Source organism: Streptomyces sp. NPDC006879, assembly GCF_042869595.1.
Lineage (GTDB): Bacteria > Actinomycetota > Actinomycetes > Streptomycetales > Streptomycetaceae > Streptomyces.
In genome coordinates, this window is record NZ_JBIAGC010000050.1 from 14,561 (window position 1) to 40,065 (window position 25,505).

A 25,505-nucleotide genomic window follows, 5' to 3' on the forward strand; every position below is an offset into this window, starting at 1 on the left:
AGGCATGACCACACCCCTTGCCGACAGTGCCTTCGGCTCGCTCCGCCTCGACGCCGTGCCCGACCAGGAAGCGTTGCGCCGAGTGTACGAACTCCCCGCAGACGCGGCCGTGCGCAAGCAGATGACCGAACTCACCGAGCAGACAAGGTGGTTGATCAGCTGCTCGTCGCTGGTCCTGGTCGCCAGCGCGGACGCCGAGGGCAACTGTGACGTCTCGCCGCGCGGCGGCCCCGCCGGGTTCGTCGCCGTCCTGGACGCACGGACGGTGGCGATTCCGGACGCGACCGGCAACAAGCGGCTGGACACCCTGCAGAACGTCATCGCCACCGGACGGGCCGGGCTACTGTTCGTCATCCCCGGGCGGACCACCACTCTGCGGGTGAACGGCAGGGCTGTCGTCTCCACCCGCCCGGAGCTGCTGTCGCGGCTGACCGCCGTGGGAAAACCTCCGGCCAGTGCGCTGGTGCTGGGGATCGAGGAGGTCTACCCGCACTGCCCCAAGTCGCTGCTGCGCAGCAGGGCCTGGAAGACGGAGCAGTGGCTGCCGACGGACGCCCAGCCAACCTCGGCCGAGGTGACGCTGGCCCAGCTGCGGATACCGGAGCTGACGATCGCCGACATCGAGCAGACGGAGGCGGACTCGCTGAAGTACCGGTACGAGTAACGGGCCGATCCGTAAGCGAATGCCAGCCGCGAAACCCCCGGCCAGCACGTCCCAAGATCAATCGCGGGTCAACCCGTTAGGGAAGTGCGGGACCCGAGCGGGTCCACGGCACCGGTGACCACCCTCGCGGTGAACCAGGTACCAGAGCGCTGGCGCAGTCGCGGAGTTCCTCGGTGAGCTGGGAAGTGGCGAGCTGGCTCCACTCGTCGACGACACAGCGGGTCAGATGCGGATCCAGCGTGCCCGTGATCCTCCAGGGGTGAGCCGGCCGGCGATCTACCGGAACTGCCGCTGTCGTACCTGATCCAGTCTGCCGGGGCCGTAGGAGAGAAGACGGCCGTTCCACCAGCCCGCACACCCCAGGTCACCCAGGGACGGGCAGCTCATGGCCAGGGATCGAATCACCTGCTGAAGCAACCCTCCAACTCGACGAGGACGACCGTTACGTGGTGTCCCCGTGGTGACCGCAGCAACCGGTAGCAGCACCTCGCCCTTCCCCGGACCCGGTGGTGTGCCGGGTCCGGGGAGGCAGGCGACTGTTACTGGATGCCCGGGATCTGACGGTCCTTGAAGGCGGCGCGCACCGCGTCCGCGACTTTCTTGCCGTACATGCGTTGGGCCGTCTCGATCGTCGTCAGAGCCGCGGCCTGGAAAGTGGTGTCGGGCGCGAAGTCGAACTGCGCGTTGACGATGACCCGGTCGGCGACACGGGCGCCGAGGGCGCCGCGAATGTCGAACAGGGCCCGGGACCAGATCTCGCCGTCCGCGTGCACCTCACCTTCCAGGTCCGCGTACACCTTGTTCCCGTCGATGCGGCGCAGGCAGTGCGGGGCCGCGCTGTAGGCGATCGAGTCCCAGTCGGCGACGCAGGCGAGGTCCGCCCGCTGCGGCCAGCCGTACGCGGCAACCGCGTTCGACCCCACTTCGACGGCCAGATAGTCGCCGAAGGCCTCGCCTATCGCACCGGCCTGCGAAGACGTACCGAAGCCGGGAACCTGGGCCTCGTGCACCGCGTGGCCGTACTCGTGGATGATGACCTCGGCGTCCTCGGCGTCATCGACCCCGCCCTTACCGAAGCGGATCTCGTCCTTCTTGTCGGTGAAGAACGAGTTGTCCGCCCCCCACTGGTTGATGCGGACCGGCTGGACTCTGTCGTTGGCTCCGGGCAGTTCCGTCCCGAAACCGAGTCCCTGGAGGTACTCCTGGGCCTCATTGACCCAGAAGTAGGCCATGACCTGCTCGAACTGGTCGTCACTGCGGTCGTAGCCGCCGGCGGACGCGGCGTTCGCCGCGGCTCCGGTGTTCGACTTGACGTTCACCCACTTCCCCGACAGTCGACCGCTGGCGTCGAGGTTGCGCAGGGCCGCCGTGGTGTAGGCCGAGGCGGGAACGGCCTCGGCGGAGTCCTTGGAGTCGGTCAGGCTCTGGTCTCCGGTGGACTGGACGGGGTTGACCATGAAGATGCGGGCCTGCGGCAGGGAGGCGCCGGTGGCCGACGTCCGCGCCGAGGCCGGTGCGGCCAGGGTGGTCAAGCTGGCCAGTGCGAGAGCGGCGGTGGTCACGACGGTGAGACCACGAGGTGTGGGGCGAGGCATGGGCATCCTTCTGCGACGGCTTGTGGAGCAGTGAGGGCGCGATCTTCGCGCACACCGCCCGGGTGCGCCAGACCCAGGTACCGGGCAGTTCACCACCAGTCTCCACATCTCGGAACACCCGGTTGTCCCGCCCGTGCCACCCCGCCGGTAGGCACAGCCCCACACTGCCGGAGCGCGGGCGGGCCCCGATGGAGTTCGTGGGTCAGTGGGCGCCTCGTGCCGCAGGACGTACACGGGGCAACTTGGCGAAAACCTTTTCAAGGCACCTGAGATGTGCCAGGTAGCCTGCTGATGATGGTGTGATCATCACGCGGCCGGCAGAGGACCTCGGCGTCTCCCCCTGGCCTGCGGTTGCGTCCCGCCATCCTGATTACCGGTCTCCTCCCGGAGGGGCTGCCCGTTGGTCCCGGCCAACGGCAGGACGCAGGCCAAGCACCATCCCGAAGGGCGGCGCACTGCGATCAGAGCCGGTAGCAGGCCATGTCCCGCACGTACACGGAGAGCCACGTGAGTTTCCTCCCATCCGCCCCCGCGTCCTGCGACACCGCTCCGCGCTGGAGGATCGGCGACGCCGTCGTGCACCGTATCGACGAGTTGACGCTCCCGCCCGAAACCGGCCCCTGGCTCCTCCCCACGGCCACCGCGGGCCTCGTCACACAGGTCCCGTGGCTGACCCCGGACTTCGTGGACTCCCGGGGGACACTGCGACTGGCCGTACACAGCTTCGCGGTGGAGATCGGTGGGCTGCGCGTGTTGGTCGACACCGGCATCGGCAACGGCAAGAGCCGTTCCAATCCGGCCTGGGACAACCTCGACACCCCCTACCTCGACCGTCTGGCCGCAGCCGGATTCCCCCCGGAGTCCGTCGACCTCGTGATCTTGACCCATCTCCACACCGACCACGTCGGATGGAACACCCGACTGACCGGCGAGGGCAGTTGGAAGCCCACGTTCCCGCACGCCCGCTACCTCGTCTGCCGGACCGAGGCCGACTACTGGTCCAGCGCGGACATCGACGAAACCCGGCGCCAGATGCTCGCCGACTCCGTCGATCCCGTACGTGAAAGCGGCCAGCTCCACCTGATCGACGTGCCCGAGGAAGGCTCCGATGTCGCTCCCGGACTGCGACTGCTGCCCACCCCCGGGCACACCCCCGGCCAGGTCGCCGTCCACCTGGAAAGCGTCGGGCAGGGCGCCGTCATCACCGGTGACTGCATCCACCACCCCGTGCAGATGGCGCATCCGGACCTGTGCAGCAGCGCCGACGTCGACCCCGAACAAGCCGCCGGCTCACGTCGCCGTCTGCTCGCACGCCTCGCCGGCAGCGACACTCTGCTGCTGGGTAGCCATTTCGCGCCTCCCACCGCGGGGTACGTCCGCGCCGAAGACGACGGCGACTCCTACCACTTGTCACCCGTACCGGGAGAAGTGCCGCACAGCGGTTGAACGGGGCCCGGGTCAGGTTCGGCGCCCGCCAGGTGGTCGAGTCGGCGCAGGCTCGGCCTTGCCCTCAGGCCTGCGCGGTGGCTCCGTCCGAGGGGACCACCTCAAGGATCCGGGGCTCGATGTGGCCGGCCGCCGCGAAGGCGCGGCGGACGGCCCTGTGGACCGCATCCGCTGCCGCAGCCTCCACCAGGGCGATCGCCGAGCCGCCGAAGCCGCCGCCTGTCATCCTGGCGCCGAGCGCACCTGCCCCCAGGGCGGCCCTGACCGCGAGGTCCAGTTCCGGACAGGAGACCTCGAAGTCCTCCCGCAGGGAAGTGTGAGAGGCGGTGAGCAGGGGTCCGGTGTCCCGGATCCGCCCGGAGCGGACCGCCTCGACGGTGCGCAGGACCCGCGCGTTCTCGGTCACGACATGGCGGGCCCGGGCCCGCAGCACCGGGCTGCGGAGGGCGTCGAGTTGCGCGACGGAGCGCACGTCGCGCAGGGCTTCGACGCCGAGGAGCGCGGCGGCCCGCTCGCATTGGGTCCGTCGCATCGTGTAGGCGCCGTCGGTCAGGGAGTGTCGGACCCGGGTGTCGATGACGAGAAGGCGAAGGTCCTCGGCCGCCAGATCGAGTGGTACCTGCGCGCAGGACAGCGAGCGGGTGTCGAAGAACAGGGCGTGCCCGGCGGTACAGCACATCGAAGCCATCTGATCCATCAGTCCGCAGGGGACGCCGACGAACTCGTTCTCCGAGCGTCGAGCGAGCAGCGCGAGTTCCACGGGGTCAAGTGTGATGCCGTAGAGCCCACACAGTGCGGCTCCGGCCGCGCATTGAAGTGCTGCCGAGGAGGACAGTCCCGCGCCGATGGGGACTTCTCCGTCGATGGCCAGGTCCGCGCCACGCACCCGGTGGCCTGCCTCCCGCAGTGCCCAGGCCATGCCCAGCGCGTACGCGGCCCATGTCCTTTGGGCCCCCGGCCGCAGTGCGGACGCCTCGAAGGCCACCGGCGAGTCCTTGTCGACGGACTGGGCCGTGGAGGAGACGCTCAGCACCTCGTCCTCGCGTCTGCTGGCCCGGACACGTACGCGGTGTGGCAGCGCGATGGGCAGGACGTAGCCGTCGTTGTAGTCGGTGTGCTCGCCAATGAAGTTCACCCGGCCCGGGGCGGACCAGGTACCTCGTGGGCGTCCGGCGGTGTCCGCGGCCATGGTGTCAGACCTCCCTCAGACGGGCGGCGGCCTGCTCGGGCGCGATGTCGTTGACGAACTGGCCCATGCCGGACTCCGTACCTGCCAGGTACTTGAGCCTGTCGGCAGCCCGACGAGGGGTGAACAACTCCAGGTGGAGGGCGAACAGGTCCCGACCCCGGTGTACGGGGGCCTGGTGCCAGGCCGAAACGTAGGGCGCGGGCGTGGGAAAGAGCCGGTCGAAGCGGCCGAGGAGGTCGAGATGCATGCGAGCGAGTTCCTCCCGCTCCGTCTCGGCGAGGGAGGCGAGGTCGGGAACCCTACGGTGGGGGTAGAGGTGTACTTCGAAGGGCCAGCGCGCGGCCTCGGGGACGAAGGCGCTCCAATGGTCACCGGTGGTGACGACTCTGCGGCTGTCGACGAGGGCCTCGTCACGCACGTCGTCAAAGAGGTTGCGGCCGGTGGCCTGCCGGTGGCGGGTCGCGGAATCCAGCATCCGTCGGGTGTGCGGGGTGAGCAGGGGCAGAGCGTAGACCTGCCCGTGGGGGTGGCTGAGGGTCACGCCGATCTCGGAGCCGCGGTTCTCGAAGCAGTAGACCTGTTCGACGCCTGGGAGCGCGGCGAGTTCGGTGGTGCGGTCGGCGAGGGCGGCGAGCACGGTGAGGACCTGGTCCTTGCCCAGGTCGACGTAGGAGGCGTGGTGGTCCGGGCTGAAGCACACCACCTCGCAACGACCGCCGTCGGGCCCGCAGAGGGCGGGAAACCGGTTCTCGAAGACGACGACCTGGTAGTCGGGAGCCGGGATCTCGGTGGGTCTTCCCGGCGCCGAGGGGCAGAGCGGGCACTGGTCGGCGGGTGGCATGTGGGTGCGGTCCTGGCGGTGCGAGGCGATGACCACCCATTCGTCGAGGAGCCGGTCGTAGCGGCGTTCGGAGACGGTTCTGGTGGGCGGCAGCGCCCGGGCGTCGGTGTGTCGGGACGCTGCTCGCCCCGACGTGTAATAGATCAGGGCACGCCCGTCGGCCAAGGTCGTGCGGGTCTTGTTCATCTCGGACGGTCCTCGGTGGCCAGGGGAGCCAGCAGCACTTCACCGACCCTCTCGGTGGCGACGGTCGCCTCGTCCGTGGGCAGGGAGTCAGTGACCAGCACGTCGATCTCGTCCAGCGCCGCAAAGGTGGTCAGGCCCACAGAGGACCACTTGGTGCGGTCGGCCAACAGCACGGTGCGGTGTGCGGCGCGCAGGAAGGCGCGGTTGGTTTCGGCCTCGGCGAGGTTCGGCGTGGTGAGGCCGGTGCCGGCGCCCAGTCCGTGGCACCCGAGGAACAACAAGTCCAGGTGGAGGGATCGGATGGCCTGGTCGGCGATGGGCCCGACGAGCGCGTCCGAGGGGGTGCGGACACCACCGGTGAGAATGACGGTGACGGCACTCCCGCGGCGTCGGGCCGCCTCGAACACCTCGGCCGTGCGCACCGAGTTGGTGACCACCGTGAGATCGGCGACCTCGGTGAGCTCGCTGGCGAGCGCGTGGGTCGTGGTCCCGGCGCAGAGCGCGATAGCGGAACCGGGGTTGACGAGGGGGGCCGCTGCCCGGGCGATGGCGTACTTCGCCGCCCTCTCCCACCGTGATTTGGCGTCGAACCCCGGCTCGTGGCCGCTGGGTTGGGCGCCGCGCACTGCGCCGCCGTGGACTTTGCGCAGCCGACCCTCACGGGCCAGGAGGTCGAGGTCACGGCGGATCGTCATATCGGACACGTTCAGTGTGCGGGTCAACTCGTTCACCCTGACTCCGCCGCGTTCGCGGACCTCTTCGAGGATCAGGCTGCGACGTTGGTGAGCCAGCAGGCCGCCAGGATTGACCATGAGCGCGGTTCCTCTCCCCCGGTGCGCCTGCCCCGGCCGTTGACAGCATCATGAAGGAACCAACAGAAGTCAACGATCCTCAACACAGTTTGTTTGACGTGGTTTTGACCTAATGAACGGTGGCGGTACCTGGGTTCGTCCAGCTGGGATGAGCCGGCCTGCGGCTGCCCGGGGTGGGCCTTGTCGTTGAAGTTCGTTCGGTTCTGCGCGGTACGGGCATTCGGACGGCGCCGCGTTCCGACGCGGAGTGGCGACTGGGCGCACCGGGTCCGCCCCAGCGGGCACCCGCCGATCGGTGGGCATGCCCCTCCTCCAGCCGATGGCCGCCTTGGGGGACCTCCTCGACTTCGGCCACACGGCATCGTGGAGGTCAAGGGCGAGAAGGGGAGGCCCTCCCTGGTCAGCGCCCCCACCACAGAAAGGACAAGGACATGAACACGGACAACAACACCACCATGTTCGCCGAGCTGGACGCGGCCGTCACCAGGGCACTCGGTACCGGCACGTTCATCGCCTGTTCCGCGGAGTGACGAACCCACGGTGTGGGGTGGGCCTGCGCCTGCCCCACACCGTCGCCGTTCAAGCACCCCAGAGGAGGAAGACCCATGACCACCGTGTCCGATTCCGTCGCGCCGCCGCACCACTGGAGTGCCGTGTGGCAAGGTACCCACCGGTCAGTGCCACCTGAGGAGACCTGGCGACGTCTGCAGCCGCTGCTGGGCACGGTCGGGGTCACCAGGGTCGCGGACGTCACGCTCCTAGACGACATCGGGCTCCCGGTCTGGCAGGCCATCCGGCCGAACTCCATGAACTTGTCGGTCTCCCAGGGCAAGGGCATCACGCATGAGCTGGCCCGGGTCTCCGCGGCCATGGAGTCCTTCGAACTCCACTGCGCGCAAGAGCCCGCCCTGGACACGGTGGTTGCCAGCCCTGCCATGCTCGCCGGCGAACTCACCTACGACTGGAGCGGACTTCCGCTGCTCGGCGCGAACGTATTGCGCTCCGGTACGCGCATTGCCTGGTGTCCGGTCGAGGACCTGACGGCCCACACCCTCACGTGGGCACCGCTTGACTCCGTCGTGGTCGACCTGCGCATGCGGCCGTCCTGGGCCCCACCGACCGTCCAGACCAGCAGCAACGGACTGGCCGGCGGCAACAACCTCGCCGAGGCCACCCTGCACGGGCTTTTGGAGGTCGTGGAAAGGCACTCCCTGGCCGTGGCGGCACGCTCCGGTGGCCCCTGGAAGTCCGCTGTCCGCGGCGAGCCGGACGGTTCGGGTACCGCATCCGCGGTCCTAGACCAGTGCCTGCGAGCCGGTGCCGTGGTCGAGATCGCCGATGTCACCTGCGATCTTCAGGTACCCACGTTCGCGGCCCGGCTGTGGTCCCCGTCAGTGCCCTGGTGGTTCTCCGGTTCCGGCTCCCACCCCGACGCCGACGTGGCACTCTCCCGGGCTCTGACCGAGGCCGCGCAGTCGCGATTGACCGCGGTGGCCGGGGCCCGCGACGACATCGGAGTGTTCCACTACGGCTTCGCTGACCGCTGTGGACCTTCCGCCCCGCTCGCGGGCGGTGCCGACGCAACGACAACGCGAGTAGCGGATCTGACACGGGTCCACGGCGCGGCTGCCACGGGCCCCCGCGACCTCGACGCCGACTTGGAAGACCTCCTGGAGGCTGCGGCCGACCACGGCGTCAGCGTGCTGCGCGCCGATCTCACCGTGCCTGAGTACGAGATCCCCGTCGTGCACGTCATCGCGCCGGGACTCACCTTCGACACTGGAGCATGGGCATGACGCACACATCAAGGATCGTTGTCACCGCCGGGCCCACCATCAGCGCGGACGAGGTTCGCCGCGTACTGCCGGGGGCCGAGGTCCGCCCTCCGGTCGCCGCGGACCAGGTGCTGCGGTGGCGTTGGGACGAGGCGGACACTCTGATCGTGATCGACGGCGTCTTCCTGCAGTCACGCGCGGTCCGACACAAGGAACTGCTCGCTCTCCTGGACCGCGGAGTGACCGTGTACGGCGCGTCCAGCATGGGGGCACTGCGCGCAGCGGAACTCGAAGCCTTCGGCATGCACGGCGTCGGCCAGGTCTTCCGCGACTACCGCGACGGCGTCCTCGTCGGCGACGACGAGGTGGCACTGACCCATGCCGATGCGGAGGCTGCATATCGGCCCACGAGCTGGGCCCTGGTGGACCTGCGGGACGCGGCTGGCACGGCCGTCCGGGAGGGCGCCATCGACGAGATGACCGCCCGCACCATCATCGAGGCGGCCAAGAGCCTTCCCTTCACGGCTCGTGACGAGTTCACCGTCCTCGCTGCCGCACGACAGCGAGGCTGCCGCCCTGCCGCTCTGGACTCCTTCCGGGCACACTGCGCCGCACAGGGACCGGGCGTCAAACACCGCGACGCGATCGCCGCGCTCGAACGCGCCGGTGACCAGACCCGCACACCGCCGACGTGCCCGACCGACCGCTCTCCCTCGCCCTCCGGCCTGCGGTATCGAGGTACCCCCGTACGTCTCGCCACGACCACGCACCTACGTCGCTGGACACCGGCGCCGCCTCCCCCGGCTGCGGACCCCGAACGCGAGGCTCCGCAGGCGGAAACGGTGCAGGCATGCGACGACGAGGTGCTGACCCAACTCGCCCTCGACTGGCCCAAGTACCCTGCCTTCCAGCGCGGTGTGGCCGCCGAGTGCCTACTGCTGGCGACCTTGCCGCTACCGAGCGGAGCCTCGGTGGCCGATCAACGACGCGCCCTGAGCGGTGTCGCGGACATCCGCGATCACGGTCAGGCCCAGTTGCCCTGGGAACCCCTCGCCCATGCGCTGAGCCTTCGCCTCACGGAGCTCGACCTCCCGTCGAGCCCCAGCCAGGCCGGGCCGGCCCTGTCCCTGCTCCGCGACACCGAGCGGCACCAGCACTGGGAGGTTGCGGGCCCCCTCCTCGCCGTGCGCACCTGGCTCGGTGACCCACGCGTCGACTTCAGGACACCGCTCATCGAACGGCTCCGGGAGCACCCCGCCTACCACCGGGCCCTGGCAGCGCTCGACGAAGCCCGAGCCGATCCCGCACCCCCCGTCAACGATCCCGCGGCCCTTCGCGAGTTGTGCCAGTCGGTGCTCATCCGCTGGGGCGCACGGGAACGGAGCGACATCCCGGCCCTCCTGCGCGATCACGGCTTCACCGACATCGACGCCATGGTCAGCGCCTTGCGCACACACCCGCGGAAGGCTACCGAGGTGTCCGGCACGAGGAGGTAGCGGACCATGCACACCACCGCGCAACTCGACCATCGCCCCACGCACCCGGACTGGGAGCGGTCCGGCAGTGTCCTGCTCTCCAGGCACCTCGGTGCCGATCGGGTGGCTGCATTGGCCACCCAGGCGCACCAGCAGATCGACACGGCCGTCCCGTACAGTCCAGACGAGGTCGGCCCCCACCGTGACGGCTCGTTCACTTCCCCGGTGCGCTACGGCTTGCTGCCTGCCGGGCCGCTGCTCACGCAGCTCGCCCATGATGCTTCGCTGCTGAGGGCGGTACGGGAGTCCACGGGGCTACCGGGTTTGGTGCCGCGGGGCTGCTCGGTGGCCGTCTACCGCTACGGCGACTTCCACGGGTTGCACACCGATGCGGCCGAGGTGAAGGTCACGGTCTGTGTCGCCCTGACCGCAGATCTGCCACCGCTGTGGTGGGCGCCGTCGCTGCGAGACGCGGCGCCCGAGGCCCTGGCCGGGGTGGTCGCCGACAGCGGGTTCTGGCCCGAGTGCGCCCATTTCGAGCGGCTGGAGCACCCTCTCACCGACGGCGGTGTGCACGCCTTGGCCGGATCCAGAGTCCCGCATTGGCGCACCCCGTTCACCGGCGAGGAGCCGGGGCTGCTCGCCAGCATCACCTATGCGCAGGCCTCACCGAGCGGCTCTTGAGTGATGGCCACCCCCGGGCCCGAACCCTGACCGGCCCCGTCGGGGGGCACCAGCGCGCCCGCGACCGTACGAGGCCCCGGTCGGTCCGGGCTTCGGGGTGCGGACGTCTACGCAGGATCCCCCGATCGGGGGACGAACCCGCCCGCCGGCCCGCCCTCCGATCGGCCGTGGCTGCGCGGTGCGTGCCGCGCCATCGTGGAGACGTCGCCTTCTGGGGACGCCCCGGACAGCCCCACGGACTCAGGTCAGCCATGACGACTTCGACGAACAGCCTGGGTCAGCGGTCGGGCCTTCGCCCCCGCGGCGCGCCACCCACCGGCACTCGAAGCCTGCGGGGAGGTCTCCGCGCACCGGGCCACGAGGTGCGTGCACGACCATCGCTCAAACGCTGTGAGGACCCTCGACCCATGAACGAGTTCGCTAAGCCGGCCCGGAGGGCCGTGGCCGCCGGCCTGGCTGTGTTCCTGGCCGGCTTCGGAACCCTCTTCGTCTTCCATCTGGTCATGCACAGGGACCCGATGTTGCCGGGGATGTTCACCGACCTGTGCGAGACCTGGGGCGACGCTCTGGCACTGCCGGTCATGACAGGCGCCCTGGTCTTCACCGCAACTGCCCTCCCCCCGGCGGCGCGGGAGGGCAGGCAGGTGGCCGCGGCGGCCACCGCGGGCGGCGTGGCCGGAGCGGTGACCCAACTGGTCCGCTGGGTCGACGAAGACCACCAGCTCACCTGGGCACACCCGGAGCCTCACCACTTCAACGCCGCCGGGGTCTACCACGCTGTCTTCCTCACGGTGATGTGCGCGGCCACGGCCGGACTCTGGGCGCTCGCTCTCAAGCGGGTGGTCCGGGCCTCGCGGGACCACAAAGGCCGGCCCGGGGCGTTGCGCGCGCTCGGGGTCGCCTTGGCCGCAGGGCTCGTCTTCGTCACCCTGCTTGTGATCGACGACTGGGAGTTCTACACGACCACGAGCGGCGCCGTGGTCTTGGCCACGACCATGGCCGCCGCGACCCTGGCAGCAGGAGTGTTCACCGCCGTGTTGGTCCGGATAGGCCGTGCTTCATCCGATCCGGTCGGCGGACCGTCGCCCGCCACGCAGCCGGCCACCCCACCACACTCGACGGCGCCGCGTGTTGGTGGAGCGCCGGCTGACCTCTCAGCCCAGCGGCCGGTCCACCGGGCCAGTCGCACAGGAGCGAGCACGCGCTGGTAGTCCGGCGGGGCCGTACGCTCCACCGCGCCCGACGCGTCGTGCACGCTCTACGTGGCCACAGTGGCGGGCGTATTCGGCGATCTGCGCGACCAGGATCTCGCGCGGCGGCGCCTGCCCGGGACGGGCGCCGAGGTCGGCGAAGCCGGCGGAGAACCGGCCAGTCACCTCGCTCTCGGCCCGCCACTGCCGCCAGGCGTCCGCCGCGACCGCTGGATCGGCGGTCGCGCCGTTCCAGTCGCTGTCACGTCTTCAGCGGTCCGGTAGATCCGGGGCGAGTCTTAGCCGGCGATCCGGCGCAGGTCTCGTTCGACCCAGGCCAGCTGCCGCACGAGCCCGAGCAAGGACATCGTGGGTGGTGGTGTGGCGCGCCGGGCCATCTGCTCGGTGTCCAGGCCCGGGCGCGGCGCACTACTGCTCCGCCGCCGTCTTCAGAGCGTCGAGCCAGCCACGGAGCGAGTTGTTCAGGGCGGCTTCGAGGTTGTCCCGGTCGGCGTCGACCGGAGCGCCCGCCCAGGACTCCTTGGTGCGGACCACAACACCCCCCTCATGGTCCTCGGTGAAGGTCCACTCGTGTATGCCGGTGATGCCGTGCGCGGGGCCGCCCCACAGGATGCGGTGCGGGGCCTCGACCGCGTAGATGGTGGAGTCGATGGACAGGCCCGCCGTCACCCAGTGGAAGGTGGTGCCCGGAGCGACGGGGCCGTCCAGCCGGGCCTCGGAGATGTCGGACTGCCAGCACGGCCAGGTGTCGATCCCGGTATGTACCTGCCAGAGCCGCTCCAGGGTGGCATCGATCCGGATGGTGTGGTCCGCGACGACGGGAGCGCCCTCGTCAACGGTCGTGGGGTAGTTCAACTCGACTCCTTGGGTTGTGGGACGCTGGGCAGCCCGTGACGCGGTCATGCGACGGACCGGACGGCAGGTACGGCTCAAACAGGCATCTCGCTGTCAGGTATCCAGTGCCCGTGGATTCCGGCAGGTACCCTGCGGGGCAGCTCGACGGCGGCCACGGTACTCAGGTCCCCGGCGTTCAGGACGAGCAGCTCCGAGGCGTCGGCCTTGAGGTCGCTGACGATGGTGAGCAGGTAGCCGTCGTCTTCCGCGGTGCCGCCGTCGGCGGGTGCGAAGACCGCCTCACCGGGCATCCGGCCCTCGCCGTGTGCGAGCAGCTGTTCCTGACCCTCCCGTGCGTCGAACTTGACGGTGTGGTAGCCCGACAGGCCGGCGCCGGGGAAGGCGATGGCGTAGCTGTATCGATGGGCTGCCCCGGTGTGGGCGTCGTTGATCGACGGAAACTCGGTGGCAAGGTCGCTGAGAGCGTCTGTGGTGACCCTTCCCGTGGCCGGGTCCAGGGTCCACCGGTGGAGGGTCGAGCCTGCGTCAGGGCTGGTTCCGTGGCCTGGAGCGCCCACCCACCACTTCCACGAACTCTCCCAGGCGGAACGGTCGAAGCGCGGCGCTTCGAGGACGATCCGACCCTGCTCGCCGGAGTAGGCGTTGGCGACGTGCAACAGTGCCGCCTGGTCTCCCACTTCGAACCAGGTGGCCTTTCCTCCTGCGCGCGGCACCACGCCGATGCGCAGCGGGACGTCGTCGTGCCAGCGGTACGGAATGCCGGAAAGCTCTGCGTGGTCGAAGACCACCGGCGAGTTGATGAAGACGACGTGTTCGCGTGTGATCGCGAAGTCGTGCATGAGCGAGGGACCGGAGCCTTCCACGACCTGCGAGGTGACGATGTCACCGGAGGGGTCGGCCACGTAGTAAGTCAGGTATGGGGGAAACGGGCTGTAGCTGAAGAAGTGCAGTTCGCCGGTGGCCGGGTCCTCTTTGGGATGGGCGGTCATCGCGCTGGTGAGCTTGCCACCGAAGTCGTGGACGCCGATCGTGTCGAGTTCGGCGCTGACCTCCCAGGGCAGGTTGGCCTCCTGCAGGGCCAGGTAGCGGCCCCCGTGGAAGACGATGTTGGTGGCGGCAGCACTGACTTCGAGCTCGGTTCCGGTGAATGGCACGCCGTCCAGGAAGGGAGTGCGCACCCAGCGGTTGCGGTACCACTCGGCCCGGCCACCGGACAGGCGGACGCCGTGGATCATGCCCTCCCCGCGGAACCAGTGGGTGGGGGTGACACCCGGCTTGGGGTTGTGACCGTTGCGGAAGTAGCGGCCGTTCAGCTCGGGCGGAAGGGTGCCGCGTACCTTCAGTCGGTGGCTGGTGATCTCGTCGGTAACAGGGGCGAAGTGGTCACGCACATAGGGCTTGTTCAGGGACATGGTCATGCCTTTCGTATCGCGAGGGCCGAAATGAGCAGGGTCAGGAAGACGCACGCCAGGAAGGCCGCCCCGGCCGAGGGGAGCAGCGTCAGAAAGGACAGGCCGATCGCCCCACCGATCTGCCGGGTGGCGTTGACCAGCCCGCCGGCCAGACCGTTGTCGGCGGGCTGGATGCCCGTGGAGGACATCGTGGTGAGTCTGACGAAGGCCACCCCCAGACCGGTACCGATGAGGAGGGTTGGACCGAGCAGGTCCCCGAGGAAGCTGCCTTCTGAAGGGGTGCGGCAGAGCCAGGCCAGCCCGGCCGCGAGGACCAAAAGGCCCACGGGCAGCACCTGCCGCCTGGAGGTCTTGCCGGTGGCCCATGAGGAGAGGGTGATCACAAGGGCGAGGGGAAGCTGGGTCAGCCCGGCTTCCAAGGGTGAGTAGCCCAGGCTGCGCTGCTGGTAGAGGGGCAGGAAGTAGAAGAGACCCAGCCAGACGGCGCCCAGCAGGGCCATCAGCACGTTGGGCACCGCCACCACGCCCATCCGAGCCGGCAGCAGCGGCTCGGCCCTTCGACTCTGGAGCACCGTGAACAGGCCGAGCAGCGCCAGACCGATCACGACGAACGGCCAATGGCCAGAGAGCCCGTAGGTGAGCGCGACCAGCCCGGCCGTCACCGTCACCGCGCCCGGCAGGTCCAGGCTCCCCCCGCGCGGCCGATCGCCCGGTACCAGTACTCGGGTCGCCACCCCGGCGGCCAGGGCGAGGGGCACCATGACCACGAATACCGCACGCCAGCCGTACAGGTCGGTGAGCAGCCCACCGAGCAGCACTCCCGCCGCCCCACCGGCGCCGGAAACCGCTCCCCACGTCCCAAGCGCGGTGCCACGCCGCTTCCCGTCGGGGTACAGCGTCAGCACGAGGGCAAGCGCCGTGGGCGCCAGCAGCGCGGCACCGACTCCCTGTGCCGCCCGACAGACGATCAGCACGATCGCTGTGGGCGCAAGCGCCGCGCCAAGGGATGAGAGGGCGAACAGTCCCGAGCCGGACAGGAACACCCGGCGAAGGCCGTACGCGTCGCCTGCCCGACCGCCCGGCAGCAGCAGCGCGCCGAAGACCAGTACGTAGGCGTTGACCGTCCACGCCTGGCCCGATTCCGAGAGGTCGAGTCCGGTCCGGATCTGAGGTAGGGCGACGTTCACGATCGAGGTGCTCAGCACGACCAGGAACTGGGCCATGGCCAGGACCACCAGGGCTGTCCAGCCGGTGGTGGTCGGTTGCGTCGCGGTGCGGGTCATGGCTCGACTCTCGCGGGAAGCGGCAGTCGTTCGCGTCGGTAGTCATCACCTACTCGGTCCCCGCCGGGCCTGCTGGCCGGGCTCGCTCTCGGATTCCCCTGCGGCGCCCGACCACATAGGTTGTCGGACATGCCCGGGACACATCCGAATGTGCTGATCGGCCGTCAGGACGAGATGCGCCGTATCGACGCTCTGCTCCACGCCTCAAGGGAGGGTCGAGGTGGTGCTCTGGTCCTGCACGGTGAGCCCGGTGTCGGCAAGAGCGCGCTGCTGAGACATCTGGAGGCAGCGGCGAGCGGGTTCCTCGTCGTGCACGCCTCTGGCGCGGAGTTCGAGATGGAGTTGCCGTTCGCCGCGCTCCACCAGTTGCTCACGGCCGTCAACAGCCCGCCGACGTCCCTACCGGCAACGCACCGCAAGGCGCTGGACATCGCGTTCGGGCGCGACAGCGGCACCCCCGATCCGTTCCTGGTCGGCGTGGCGTCACTGGGTCTTCTCGTGGAGGCCACGGAGGAACGCCCTGTCCTTTGCGTCATCGAGAACGCACAGTGGCTGGACCAGGCTTCAGCCGGGGCGCTGGCGTTCCTCGCTCGCCGGGTCTCTGCCGAGTCGATCGCCCTGGTGTTCGCGGCGCGCGAACCGATCCGCCCACCCGAACTGGAAGGGCTTCCCCGCCTTGCAGTTCAAGGCCTCGGCGAGTCGGACGCCCGCGCGCTGCTGACCTCGGCGGTTCGTGCGCCCTTGGACGAGCGGGTGCGCGACCGCATCCTGGCCGAGGCGCGCGGTAACCCCCTCGCGCTGCTGGAACTACCCCGGACCGCCGGGCTCGCCGGAATGGCTGGCGGGTACACCCAACCGGACTCGGTGCCCGCAGTCATCGAGCAGAGCTTCCGCTCACGGCTGGAGCCGCTGTCGCCGCCGGCCCGGCTGCTGGTGACCGTTGCAGCCGCCGACCCGACCGGCGACCCGGGACTGCTCTGGCGGGCGGCCGAATCCCTGGGCTTCGATGCGGCTACCGCCGCGCAGTCCGTCCCCCTGGTCGAATTCGGCACCCGGATCCGTTTCGCCCACCCCCTCGCCCGCTCGGCCGCCTACCGGGCGGCAGCGCCGGAGGAGCGACGCAGGGCGCACGCGGCGCTGGCCGCCGCGAGTGACCCGGTCACCGCCCCCGACCGGCGGGCCTGGCACCACGCCCAGGCCTGCGCCGGACCCGACGAGCAGGTCGCCGCCGAGCTTGAGTCCTGTGCCACCCGTGCCCAGGAACGTGGCGGTGTCGCGGCGGCGGCGGCCTTCCTCGAACGCTCGGCCGCACTGACGACCTGCCCCGCACGACGCGCCGAGCGAACACTCGCGGCGGCCCAGGCCAAGCTCTCGGTGGGTGACTTCGACGCCGCTGCCGACCTGCTCACCACGGTCCGCAGCGATGATCCGGACCAAGCCGCCAGGGCCGACCTGCTCCGCGGCAGGCTGTCGTTCGTCCGCCGCCGTGGGGACGAAAGGCCGACGGCACACCTCCTGCGTGCCGCCGCCCGGCTGGCGGCCACTGATCCCGCCTGGTCACGGGAGTGCTACCTGGACGCCTTCGAGATGGGGCTGCTGCTCGGCGGTCTCGACCACGTGGTGGAGGCGGTCCGCGAAGCCCCGCCGTCGGACGGTCCGGCATCCAGCGCGACGGCGGTCCTGGCCGGCCTGCTCACCCTCGTCGGCGACGGGCACTCCGCGGCGGGGGAAATCCTGAGGCCGGTCATCACGGATGGCGACCAGGAGGTGTGGGCCGGGCGGCCGTCACTTGGCTTCATGGTGGCCACCGAACTGTGGGACTTCGACGCGCTCCGCGGCATCGCGGCCCGTGCCGTCGCGGCGGGCCGCGAGTCGGGCTCCTTCCACGCACTGCCCATCGGGCTGGCCATGCAGGCCAGCGCGACCGTGCACACCGGCGACCTCGGTGCCGCGATGGAACTGATCTCCGAGGAGGAGGCGATCGCCGACGCGACCGGCGCGGCACCGTTGGTCTACCCACGCCTCCACCTGGCTGCGATGCGTGGGCGGCGCGAGGAAGCCCTTACGCTGTTCGCTTCGGTGGATCGTCGCATGAGCCTGAGCGTGCCGTGGGCGACAGCCCTGCTCTGCAACGGCCTGGCCGACTATCCGGCTGCGCTGAAGGCGGCGAAGGAGGCGGTCGAGCACGGCACCGTGGGCGTGGCGGGCCTCGCGCTGCCCGAGCTGATCGAGGCGGCGGTGCGGTGCGGTGAGATCGAGGTTGCTTCCGGTGCCCTCGCCTCCCTCCAGGAGCGCACACGGGCGGGAGGCCAGCGATGGGGTCTTGGTGTCGAGGCCTACGCACGGGCCCTGGTGACTGAGGACGAGTCCGCCTACCACGAAGCAATCGACCTGCTCGACGACAGTACGCTCGTCGTCTACCGGTCCCGAGCCCACCTCCTGTACGGGGAGTGGCTGCGCCGCCAGGGCCGACGGCGTGACGCCCGGTCCGCGCTGCGGCAGGCGCACGGGCTGCTGTCGGACCTCGGCGTGGAGGCCTTCGCCGAACGTGCGGCCGGCGAGTTGCGCGCCACGGGCGAGCAGGCACGCAGCCGTACGTCGAAGGCATCGGACCGGCTGACCATGCAGGAGGTACACATCGCGCGTCTGGTGGCCGACGGCGCCACGTCGAAGGAAGTGGCGGTCAAGCTGTTCCTCAGCCCCCGGACGGTCGACGCCCACCTGCGCAACATCTTCCGCAAGCTTGGCCTCACCTCACGCAGGCAGCTGCGCGACCTGCCCGACATCAGCTGAGGGCGCGCGACCTGCCCGGTGGTTCAGCACAAGGCGTGGGACACGGCACGGTCATGCCTCGTAAGGCGGGTCGCCTCCATACAGGGTGTATTGGGGCGGTCCGACCACACGACGCGGTGCCGCGGCTCGTGCGCCCACCGGGGAGGGGACCGCCGGTGGATAGGCAGACTTCGCCGATGCGAGAGCGGTGCGAGGGCGAGGAGGCTGAACGCCATGAAGAACATCGACATGACCCCCGCAATGGCAATCGCTACCGATGAGGGCGCCCTTGGGACAGCGTCTGCCTCCGCGACGCCTGACGGCAAGAACTCGAAGAAGAAGACGGCCGGGCGACGCGCCGCCAAGGCACTGGCGTACTTCGCCCTGGCCTTCACCATGCTCCTGGTCCTGGCCGAACCATGGCTTCTGATCCCGGTAGTCGCCCTGCTCCTGGCTGTCTGCCTCTGGGACTGACGGCTCCAGCCTTCTTCCGAAGCTCCCGGAGCCCGCTTCGTCCGGCATGGTCACCGGGGGGATCCCGCCGTTGGGATCCCATGGGCTTCCATGCCCTCGCCGTGCAGGGGACTGCCGTTCTGCGGGTCCCGCTAGGGATTCGCCGTCCCCTGAGGAGTACGTCCATTCGGTGAGTGGTGCGTGGCCGCTGGTCGGCGCTTCTCGGCATTGCGCGTGCGACCGGGGCGGATACCGCGCCCTCATCAGACCGACTCGCTTCCCTCGGTGATCTGTTGCGTACCGATGACCGCGAGCAGGTCGAACAGGCCGGTGCTGTCCGTGCCGACTGCGGGCGTGAACCACAGCAGGCGCTGTCGGCCGTCCTCGCTGAAGAGACTGAGACAGTTGACCTCGACCAGACCGAGCGCGGGGTGGTTGAGGCGTTTGCGGTCGTCCCTCCGGAACGCCACGTCGTGGCCGGCCCACAGCGCTGCGAACTCGCGGGAGGCGTTGAGGAGCGAACGGACCATGGAGGTGACTTCGGTGTCCTTCGCCTCCCTCCGCGCGGCAGCTGCCCGTAGGTCTGCGACGAAGGCACGGGACTGGAGTTCGTGGTCGGGCTCGGGGTAGAGGCGTCGGGAGTCGGGCTCTGTGAACCACCGGTAGACGAAGCTGGCCCGAGTTCCTCGGAAGCCTGCGTGGTCTCCGAGCAGGGCCACCGCGACCGGGTTCTGGACGAGGGTTACGTGCAGGTCGGTGATGACCTGCGCCGGGGTAGGCGCCAGACGATGGAGGAGGTCGAGCATGCCGGGGTGCACATGCGGGACCCCGCCGCCCGGTACCGGCACCGGGCGGTTCGCCAGACGGAAGAGGTAGTCGCGCTCGTCAGCGCTCAGCCGCAGGGCCCTGGCGAGCGCGGCGATCATTTGCTCGGAGGGTTGGGAACCAGCCCCACGCTCAAGCTCGTTGTAGTAGTCCACTGATGCACCGGCCAGCTGGGCGACTTCGTCGCGGCGTAGCCCGGGAACGCGCCGCCGGGGCCCGGACGGAAGTCCGATGTCGGAGGGGCGGATACGTTCCCGCCTGGAACGCAGGAACTGCCCCAGTTCGGTATGCCTCGCAGAGCTCATACCCTCCATGGTGCGCTCGGTCGGGTCACTGGCCCAGGGGACGACATCCCCTGGTTGCGCCGGCCGGGGCCGCGCATTGTGGAGAAGTGGCAACGAACCACACAGATCCAACTCATCACGCGGCGGTCGTACGGGGGCACGCGCCCTGTCCGGGGCCGGGTACCTGGTACCCACTTCGCGGACCAGGGCCTGGCAGGCGAGCCATGCCGCCGAGCTGACCGATTTCGGCGTCCAGATCACCCCTCGTCGTTCGCTGCCGCCGCTCCGGGCGGCACCAACCAATGGAGACAACCATGCCTTTCGCCAACTTCAAGGTACCCGCTGGCACCATCACCGCTGCGGACAAGAGGAAGCTCGTCGAGCACACCACCGACCTGTTCGCGGAGATCTACGGCGAGCGGGCCCGTCCCACCACTGTCGTACTGGTCGACGAGGTAGCCGACGGCGGCTGGGGGGTCGCCGGCGACGTCCTGACCGCAGCCGTACTCAACGGCGACGCCTGACGGCGGCCACACCCCCTGGGGCAGCCGACCTGGACTGCGCCTCTCGTCCCCGTCCCCGCCTGCCCGGGCATCGCTCCTCCGGCCCACCACAGTAGGTATCAGCGCAGCCCTTGGACTTCCCCCCTCCGGGCCCGGCCCAGGAGGGGCGGGGCAGTCGTCCAGATGGAGGTTCGCCCGCCGGAGCCGGGTTTTGGTGTGCGGCAGCATCGGTTGCCGCGCACCGTGCGTACCACGTCGCCGGCAGGTGCCGCGCCTTGCCGGCGTGCGCTCCTGACCCCACCTGTCCAGGGCCGGAGGAGAATCCGCGCAGCGGGGGTGGCCTGCGGGATCCTTCACGGATGACGACTTAGAGTGACACGACCTCGCATCTGAGCGCAGGAGCGTGATCCGTGCACTGGAGACTCCCGTCGGGACTTGACGGCAACTTCAGGTTGCTCTGGTTCTCGGTGGCCGTCTCCGGCCTGGGCGACGGCATGCGCTACGTCGCGTTCCCCCTGCTCGCCTCGCACCTGACCTCGGACCCCCGCAAGATCGCCCTGGTGTTCCTGGCCGACCAGCTCCCCTGGCCCCTGGTCATGGTGACGGCGGGAATGACCGCGGACCGCTTCGACCGGCGCCGGATCATGGTGGCCCTGGACTCGGTGCGCGTCCTGATCGCCGCCTGGCTGGCCGTGGTCGTGGGACTGGAACATGTGACGCTGGCGGTGATCTGCGTCGCCACCGCGCTGTTGGACCTCGCGCAGAGGTTCTACCTCGGGGCGGCAGCCGGCCTCGTCCCGATGACCGTGCGGCGGCTCGACCGGGACCGGGCGAACGCCGCCATGGCCGGGGCGTCCGTAACAGCCACTCTCCTGCTGGGCAACCCCCTGGGTGCGCTCCTGTTCGACATGCATCCAGTGCTTCCGTTCGGCGTTGACGCGCTGTCGTTCCTCTGCTCCGCGGTGCTCATCTTCTCGATCCGCGGACGCTTCCGCGCCGAGCGGCCTCCCGAGCCGACCGGCCCGGTCAGACACCAGATGCTCCGTCAGTTCACTGATGGGTTGAGCGCCCTGTGGGGGCACCCCCTACTGCGGCGGATCACGCTGCTGAGCGCCCTCTACGACATGGTCGGCATGTCGCAGGTGGCGATCGGCATCCTGTTCGCACGCAACGAGCTGGGTCTGAGCGACACCGGCTTCGGCCTGCTCGTGGCGACTTTCGGCCTGGGTGCACTGATTGGTTCCGTACTGGTGGGGCGCTGGGCCAACCGCATCGACAGGCGGCGCCTTCTCCTCGGGGCGCTGTGCGCCGCCATGGTGGCATCACTGGGTCTCGGGCTGGTCGACGCATGGCTGCCGGCCGGGGTGTTCATTCTGCTCTACGGCGCGTCGGCAACCGCGTGGCGGGTCAACGCGACCACCGTGCGCCAGAACCTGATGCCCAACCGTCTGCTGGGCCGGGTGACCATGACCCAGAAGCTGCTGGTGCGCTGCGGAGCGATCGTGGGCACGGTCCTCGGTGGGCTGGTCGCACACCACTTCGGTCTGAGGGCGGTCTTCCACGTCGGCACGGTACTCCTCCTCGTGGGTGTGGTCGTGGGCGGACGCCGCCTGGTGGCGCGCGGATAGCCCCCGCTTCACGACCGAAGGTCCCGGGTGAGGGCCGGTGCACGCCGGACCGGTGACGCATTTCATGACGACGCGGCACCTACGGCCGCGGGGCGCACGATGGCAGCCGCGCTACCCGCAATGCCCTTCGGACACACGGTGACGAGAACGCCCCGGCACTCGCCGTGCACCGCGTCTGACGCCGCGCGCCACCGCGCGTCAGGGGGACGGCCCCGGAGGCCTCAGCGATCCTGCGACAGTGCGTAGAGTTCCCTGAACCTGCCTGCGTGCAGCGCCACGAGTTGGTCGAAGGAACCTTGTTCCACGATCCGGCCGCCGTCCAGAACGACGATGCGGTCCGCGAGTCGGCAGTTCTCCATCCGATGTGTGACGATCACCGTGATCCGGTCCCTCTTCATTTCCCTCAGTCCGGACAGGACCATGTGCTCCCCACGTGGGTCCATCGCGCTCGTCGGCTCGTCCATGACCAACAACCCCGGCCGCCGATAGAAGGCCCGGCCGCACGCGAGGCGCTGCCACTGTCCGCCGGAGGGCTCGTGGCCACCCCAGAAGGAACGGGCCAGGAGGGTGTCGAGTCCGTCTGGGAACCCTTGGACGGTCGTTCGCATGCCCACAGCGTCCAGCGCTTGCCAAACCGCTTCCTCGCCGCGCGGGTCGGGCTGCCCCAGGGTGATGTTCTCTCGGGCTGAGAAGGGCCAGTGCCCATGGGACTGGGTGACGAGGCCCACGTGGCGCCATGCCGTCCGCTGGTCGGCCTCCGAGGTGGGGACGCCGTCCCAAGTGACGGTTCCGGAGGTGGGGACCGTCAGGGAGGTCAACAGGCGGATCAGAGTCGACTTCCCGGCGCCGTTTTCGCCGATGATCGCCACGACCTCTCCTCGGGCCAGGGTCAGGGAGATCGGACCGAGTGCGGGACGGTCCTTGCCGGGATATGTGTAGGTGACTTCCTCCAGACGGATCTTCTCCGGGGCCGACTCCATCACGTGCGGACCGCGCGGGCCGGAGTTCTGGGCCGCCTCCTTGACGAAGGTGGTGTAGTCACCGAGGTAGAGGGCGTGCTGGAACATCGCCGCGCCGTAGACGACCAGTTGTGAGAGGGCGGCCGTGGAGGTCCGCATGGCGACGATCGCCGTTCCAGCGGCGGCGAGCGCCATGTACCCCCCGATGACCAGGCCGGCGAGAGCTCCGTACATCGCGACGACGAAGGCCCCGGATGCGGTGGCGGCGACCAGGTACACGACGAGGTACCGGGGTGCCGAACTCACCATCTTGGCGTCGATTCGCTCGCAGACAGCCGCGTACCAGTGGTGGGCGTACGGCCGCATGCTGTTGCCGCGCAGTTCGTCGGCCAGCTTGGGAGTGGTGAGGTGCCAACGCATCATGTGTTTGATGTTGCGGGAAGCGACGGTCTGGTTGTGCAGGTGGTAGTCGAGCCGGGCGGCATGTACCGAGCCGAGTCCGCGGGGGACGACGGACAGCAGGAGCAGCGGCAGGAGCACAGGGTGGACCACAGCGAGGACCGATGCCACGGCGATCATGTCGATGAGACCGCTGGTGAACCCCAGAGCATCTTGGAGGAGCATGGCGGACCGGGCGGACCCGATCTCTGCGGCTTCGGAGCGATCGGCGAAGTCGGGCGCATCGTAGGCGGTGAGTTCGACGTCCATGTGGGCGTCGACCATGGCGAGGTCCGCAAGAGTGGCCATGCCGGGATTGAGGCGGCGGGCGGTGCTACCGGAGGCGATGGAGGCCACTGCGCCCAGGGCGGTCATCACGGCGGCGACGGCGAGCGGCCAGGCCGCAGATGAAATGCGCTGCTCCACGCTTGGGCCGGTCAGGATCGGGACCATGGCGCGGGATACGGCCGCGAGGGCCGCTGCTGTGCAGATTCCGCCGAGGATCTGGGCGGCGACCAGCACGTGGAATGCCGGTCGGTTGACGGCGAGGGCGAGTCGCGCGGTCTGAAGGAGGGCCGAGGGAACACGGCGGGCCATCCGGCCGAGGGAGAGGGCTTCCATGGTCTCGCTGTGCGGCCCCCCGGTGTACGTGAAGTGCGCGGGGGCGGGTGGGGGGACGGGCTTGTTCTCTGCGGCCTGCTGCTTGGACAACCGGGGCTCCTTCGACTGGATCACCACAACACGCGGTTCGGCTGCGCTCGCGCACGATGGCGAGGCCCGGGTCCGCGAGGCGCGGACGGGCGGCTGTGGGTTCGCTGGAACTGGGGGAGCGAGTAGAGCGCAGTCTCGGGGCCGGAGTAGCTGGATCTGGCCGACCTCGAAGCGACGAAGCCCTTGGCTGGCGGCTGATCGTGTCCAGGTGCCCTCGGAGGTCCGGGTCCAGGGACACGGGAGGTTGGCCGGAACTAGCCGATGTGGAGGGCGGCGGGAGAGTAATCGCTTGCGGCGGGGCGCCCGTGGCTGCCCCGTGGCCCCGGTGTGGATCAGCGGGCCCCGTCGTCACACCCACCTTCCAGGTACAGGGGCGACTGTCGCGGACGGGTGGGGCACGGGATGCCTCTCCACGGGAACACCCGTACCGGCAGGGGGAGGAGCGGACGACGCCCGTCAGGCGGAGCCCGGATCCCTCGGTGGGAACCTGGCCGGTGCGTAGTTCCCCCGCTGCTGGCGGTACCGGTGGCCGAGGTGGTGCTGGAGCCGAGCGTGGCGGAACTGGTAGACGGCCCCGGTCTGCCGCAGGACACCGCGGCGGTAGGCATCGTCGAGGAAGGCCACCGTGTTCCAGGGGAGCTTTCCGGTGAGGGGGAGCCAGAGGCGGGAGAAGATCACCCATTGGCCCCAGGCGGTGAAGCAGAGCGCGTACGAGGCGGCGCCGCCCAGCCCGCCGACCATGCCGGTGAGGAGCCCGTCCGGCAGGCTCCAGTTCATCGGGCCGAGGTGTCCTCGCAGCAGGCTGACGATCAGGTACCCGCCCAGCGCGATGGCCACAGTGAGCATCGGCACCAGGGCCAGGACCTGTCGGTTCACGGTCGCACGGTTGGAGGACAACAGGTGGACCGGTGTTGCGGCCGAGGACACGTCCAAGGGGGCTTCCAGGGCCGCCATGATGCCGAAGACCAGACCGGCGGCGGAGCCGAAGATGAGTCCGAAGACGAGCATGTTGACCAAGGTTGCTTCGATCACCTGGGGATCCGCGAGCCGGCGGCCCTCATACAGGGCGCGCTGGACGGCGAAGGCGCACGCGCATCCGACCCCCATCACGAACCCGCCTGGAAGGACGACCGTGCAGCGGGCGGCGAACGCGCGGGCCGGTCTTCGTCCGCCCCCACCTTGGCCGCGCTGGAAGCGAAGGCGCATGCGGGCGGGCTCGAAGACACCGCCGACGGCAATGATCGCTGCGTATACGGTGCCGAAGGCGAGGCCGGCGGCCAGTCCCAGCATGGCTCCTTGCGTGACGACCTCACCGGGTCTGACCTGGGCCACCAGCAACCCGACACTCCAGTCAGCGGACGCGATGCACAGCGCTGACACAAGGACCACGGTCAGGATCCGCGACGAAGGGGCCTTGACCCCGGATTTTGAACACGTCTATGCGGCTTGGGTCAGGGTAGTTGCAGCTGGCTGGAGGTCGTTCTCGTAGGCGATCGGGGACCGG

General features: G+C 69.7%; 20 protein-coding genes. 10 read left to right on the forward strand and 10 right to left on the reverse strand.

What is annotated here, in order from left to right; genetic code table 11:
- Window positions 1–4: 4 nt before the first annotated feature.
- A complete protein-coding gene (locus ACFYMC_RS25965; RefSeq protein WP_388529394.1) occupies window positions 5–664 on the forward strand; it encodes an MSMEG_1061 family FMN-dependent PPOX-type flavoprotein in 660 nt (219 codons plus the stop codon).
- A 539-nt stretch (window positions 665–1,203) separates the two neighbouring features.
- Here the strand turns inward: ACFYMC_RS25965 and ACFYMC_RS25970 are convergent.
- The gene (locus tag ACFYMC_RS25970) at window positions 1,204–2,259 is read right to left on the reverse strand and encodes a M4 family metallopeptidase (protein ID WP_388529396.1); all 1,056 of its coding nucleotides are present in this window, start codon (window positions 2,257–2,259) and stop codon (window positions 1,204–1,206) included.
- Window positions 2,260–2,766: 507 nt separating this feature from the next.
- On the opposite strand from ACFYMC_RS25970, the gene ACFYMC_RS25975 reads away from it, so the two are divergent.
- Window positions 2,767–3,705 carry an MBL fold metallo-hydrolase gene (locus ACFYMC_RS25975; RefSeq protein WP_388529398.1) on the forward strand — a complete coding sequence of 313 codons (939 nt, stop codon included), beginning with the start codon at window positions 2,767–2,769 and terminating at the stop codon, window positions 3,703–3,705.
- Window positions 3,706–3,769: 64 nt separating this feature from the next.
- On the opposite strand, the gene galK is transcribed toward ACFYMC_RS25975, so the two are convergent.
- The 3 genes from galK to ACFYMC_RS25990 are packed head-to-tail and all read right to left on the reverse strand — an operon-like array spanning window position 3,770 to window position 6,733.
- A complete protein-coding gene (galK, locus tag ACFYMC_RS25980; RefSeq protein ID WP_388529400.1) occupies window positions 3,770–4,894 on the reverse strand; it encodes a galactokinase in 1,125 nt (374 codons plus the stop codon).
- A gap of 4 nt (window positions 4,895–4,898) precedes the next feature.
- Window positions 4,899–5,921: a galactose-1-phosphate uridylyltransferase gene (gene galT, locus ACFYMC_RS25985; protein ID WP_388529402.1), complete on the reverse strand. Its 1,023-nt coding sequence runs from the start codon at window positions 5,919–5,921 to the stop codon at window positions 4,899–4,901.
- Window positions 5,918–6,733 (reverse strand): DeoR/GlpR family DNA-binding transcription regulator, encoded by an 816-nt coding sequence (locus ACFYMC_RS25990; RefSeq protein WP_388529404.1) that lies wholly within the window; start codon window positions 6,731–6,733, stop codon window positions 5,918–5,920. The genes galT and ACFYMC_RS25990 overlap by 4 nt, the downstream gene beginning before the upstream one ends.
- Before the next feature lie 605 nt (window positions 6,734–7,338).
- Between ACFYMC_RS25990 and ACFYMC_RS25995 the strand changes: the two genes are divergently transcribed.
- The 4 genes from ACFYMC_RS25995 (at window position 7,339) to ACFYMC_RS26010 (ending at window position 11,878) form a co-directional block, all read left to right on the forward strand.
- Window positions 7,339–8,529, forward strand: coding sequence for a YcaO-like family protein (locus ACFYMC_RS25995; protein ID WP_388529406.1), 1,191 nt, complete (start codon window positions 7,339–7,341; stop codon window positions 8,527–8,529).
- Window positions 8,526–10,004 (forward strand): TfuA-like protein, encoded by a 1,479-nt coding sequence (locus tag ACFYMC_RS26000; RefSeq protein WP_388529407.1) that lies wholly within the window; start codon window positions 8,526–8,528, stop codon window positions 10,002–10,004. The genes ACFYMC_RS25995 and ACFYMC_RS26000 overlap by 4 nt, the downstream gene beginning before the upstream one ends.
- 6 nt (window positions 10,005–10,010) lie before the next feature.
- Window positions 10,011–10,667, forward strand: coding sequence for a hypothetical protein (locus ACFYMC_RS26005; RefSeq protein ID WP_388529409.1), 657 nt, complete (start codon window positions 10,011–10,013; stop codon window positions 10,665–10,667).
- Between the two features lie 407 nt (window positions 10,668–11,074).
- On the forward strand, window positions 11,075–11,878 hold the full coding sequence (locus ACFYMC_RS26010; RefSeq protein WP_388529411.1) for a hypothetical protein: 804 nt from the start codon (window positions 11,075–11,077) through the stop codon (window positions 11,876–11,878).
- A 408-nt stretch (window positions 11,879–12,286) separates the two neighbouring features.
- Here ACFYMC_RS26010 and ACFYMC_RS26015 read toward each other — a convergent pair whose 3' ends face one another.
- From ACFYMC_RS26015 to ACFYMC_RS26025, 3 genes are all read right to left on the reverse strand, one after another.
- Window positions 12,287–12,733: an SRPBCC family protein gene (locus ACFYMC_RS26015; RefSeq protein WP_388529412.1), complete on the reverse strand. Its 447-nt coding sequence runs from the start codon at window positions 12,731–12,733 to the stop codon at window positions 12,287–12,289.
- 74 nt (window positions 12,734–12,807) lie between these two features.
- Window positions 12,808–14,151, reverse strand: a complete 1,344-nt coding sequence (locus ACFYMC_RS26020) for a carotenoid oxygenase family protein (RefSeq protein WP_388529414.1) — start codon at window positions 14,149–14,151, stop codon at window positions 12,808–12,810.
- Window positions 14,148–15,428 (reverse strand): MFS transporter, encoded by a 1,281-nt coding sequence (locus ACFYMC_RS26025; RefSeq protein WP_388529416.1) that lies wholly within the window; start codon window positions 15,426–15,428, stop codon window positions 14,148–14,150. The genes ACFYMC_RS26020 and ACFYMC_RS26025 overlap by 4 nt, the downstream gene beginning before the upstream one ends.
- Before the next feature lie 129 nt (window positions 15,429–15,557).
- On the opposite strand from ACFYMC_RS26025, the gene ACFYMC_RS26030 reads away from it, so the two are divergent.
- Window positions 15,558–18,221: an AAA family ATPase gene (locus ACFYMC_RS26030; protein WP_388529418.1), complete on the forward strand. Its 2,664-nt coding sequence runs from the start codon at window positions 15,558–15,560 to the stop codon at window positions 18,219–18,221.
- Between the two features lie 213 nt (window positions 18,222–18,434).
- Window positions 18,435–18,674, forward strand: coding sequence for a hypothetical protein (locus ACFYMC_RS26035; RefSeq protein ID WP_388529420.1), 240 nt, complete (start codon window positions 18,435–18,437; stop codon window positions 18,672–18,674).
- Between the two features lie 242 nt (window positions 18,675–18,916).
- On the opposite strand, the gene ACFYMC_RS26040 is transcribed toward ACFYMC_RS26035, so the two are convergent.
- Complete coding sequence (locus ACFYMC_RS26040; RefSeq protein WP_388529422.1) at window positions 18,917–19,783, reverse strand: helix-turn-helix transcriptional regulator; 867 nt, start codon at window positions 19,781–19,783, stop codon at window positions 18,917–18,919.
- 293 nt (window positions 19,784–20,076) lie between these two features.
- Here ACFYMC_RS26040 and ACFYMC_RS26045 point away from each other — a divergent pair, with 293 nt between their 5' ends.
- The gene (locus tag ACFYMC_RS26045; RefSeq protein WP_388529424.1) at window positions 20,077–20,286 is read left to right on the forward strand and encodes a tautomerase family protein; all 210 of its coding nucleotides are present in this window, start codon (window positions 20,077–20,079) and stop codon (window positions 20,284–20,286) included.
- Window positions 20,287–20,675: 389 nt separating this feature from the next.
- On the forward strand, window positions 20,676–21,893 hold the full coding sequence (locus tag ACFYMC_RS26050) for an MFS transporter (RefSeq protein ID WP_388529426.1): 1,218 nt from the start codon (window positions 20,676–20,678) through the stop codon (window positions 21,891–21,893).
- 221 nt (window positions 21,894–22,114) lie between these two features.
- Here ACFYMC_RS26050 and ACFYMC_RS26055 read toward each other — a convergent pair whose 3' ends face one another.
- Together ACFYMC_RS26055 and ACFYMC_RS26060 are read right to left on the reverse strand one after the other, a co-directional pair.
- The gene (locus ACFYMC_RS26055; RefSeq protein ID WP_388529428.1) at window positions 22,115–24,001 is read right to left on the reverse strand and encodes an ATP-binding cassette domain-containing protein; all 1,887 of its coding nucleotides are present in this window, start codon (window positions 23,999–24,001) and stop codon (window positions 22,115–22,117) included.
- A gap of 456 nt (window positions 24,002–24,457) precedes the next feature.
- Window positions 24,458–25,381 carry a hypothetical protein gene (locus tag ACFYMC_RS26060; protein WP_388529430.1) on the reverse strand — a complete coding sequence of 308 codons (924 nt, stop codon included), beginning with the start codon at window positions 25,379–25,381 and terminating at the stop codon, window positions 24,458–24,460.
- Window positions 25,382–25,505 lie beyond the last annotated feature (124 nt).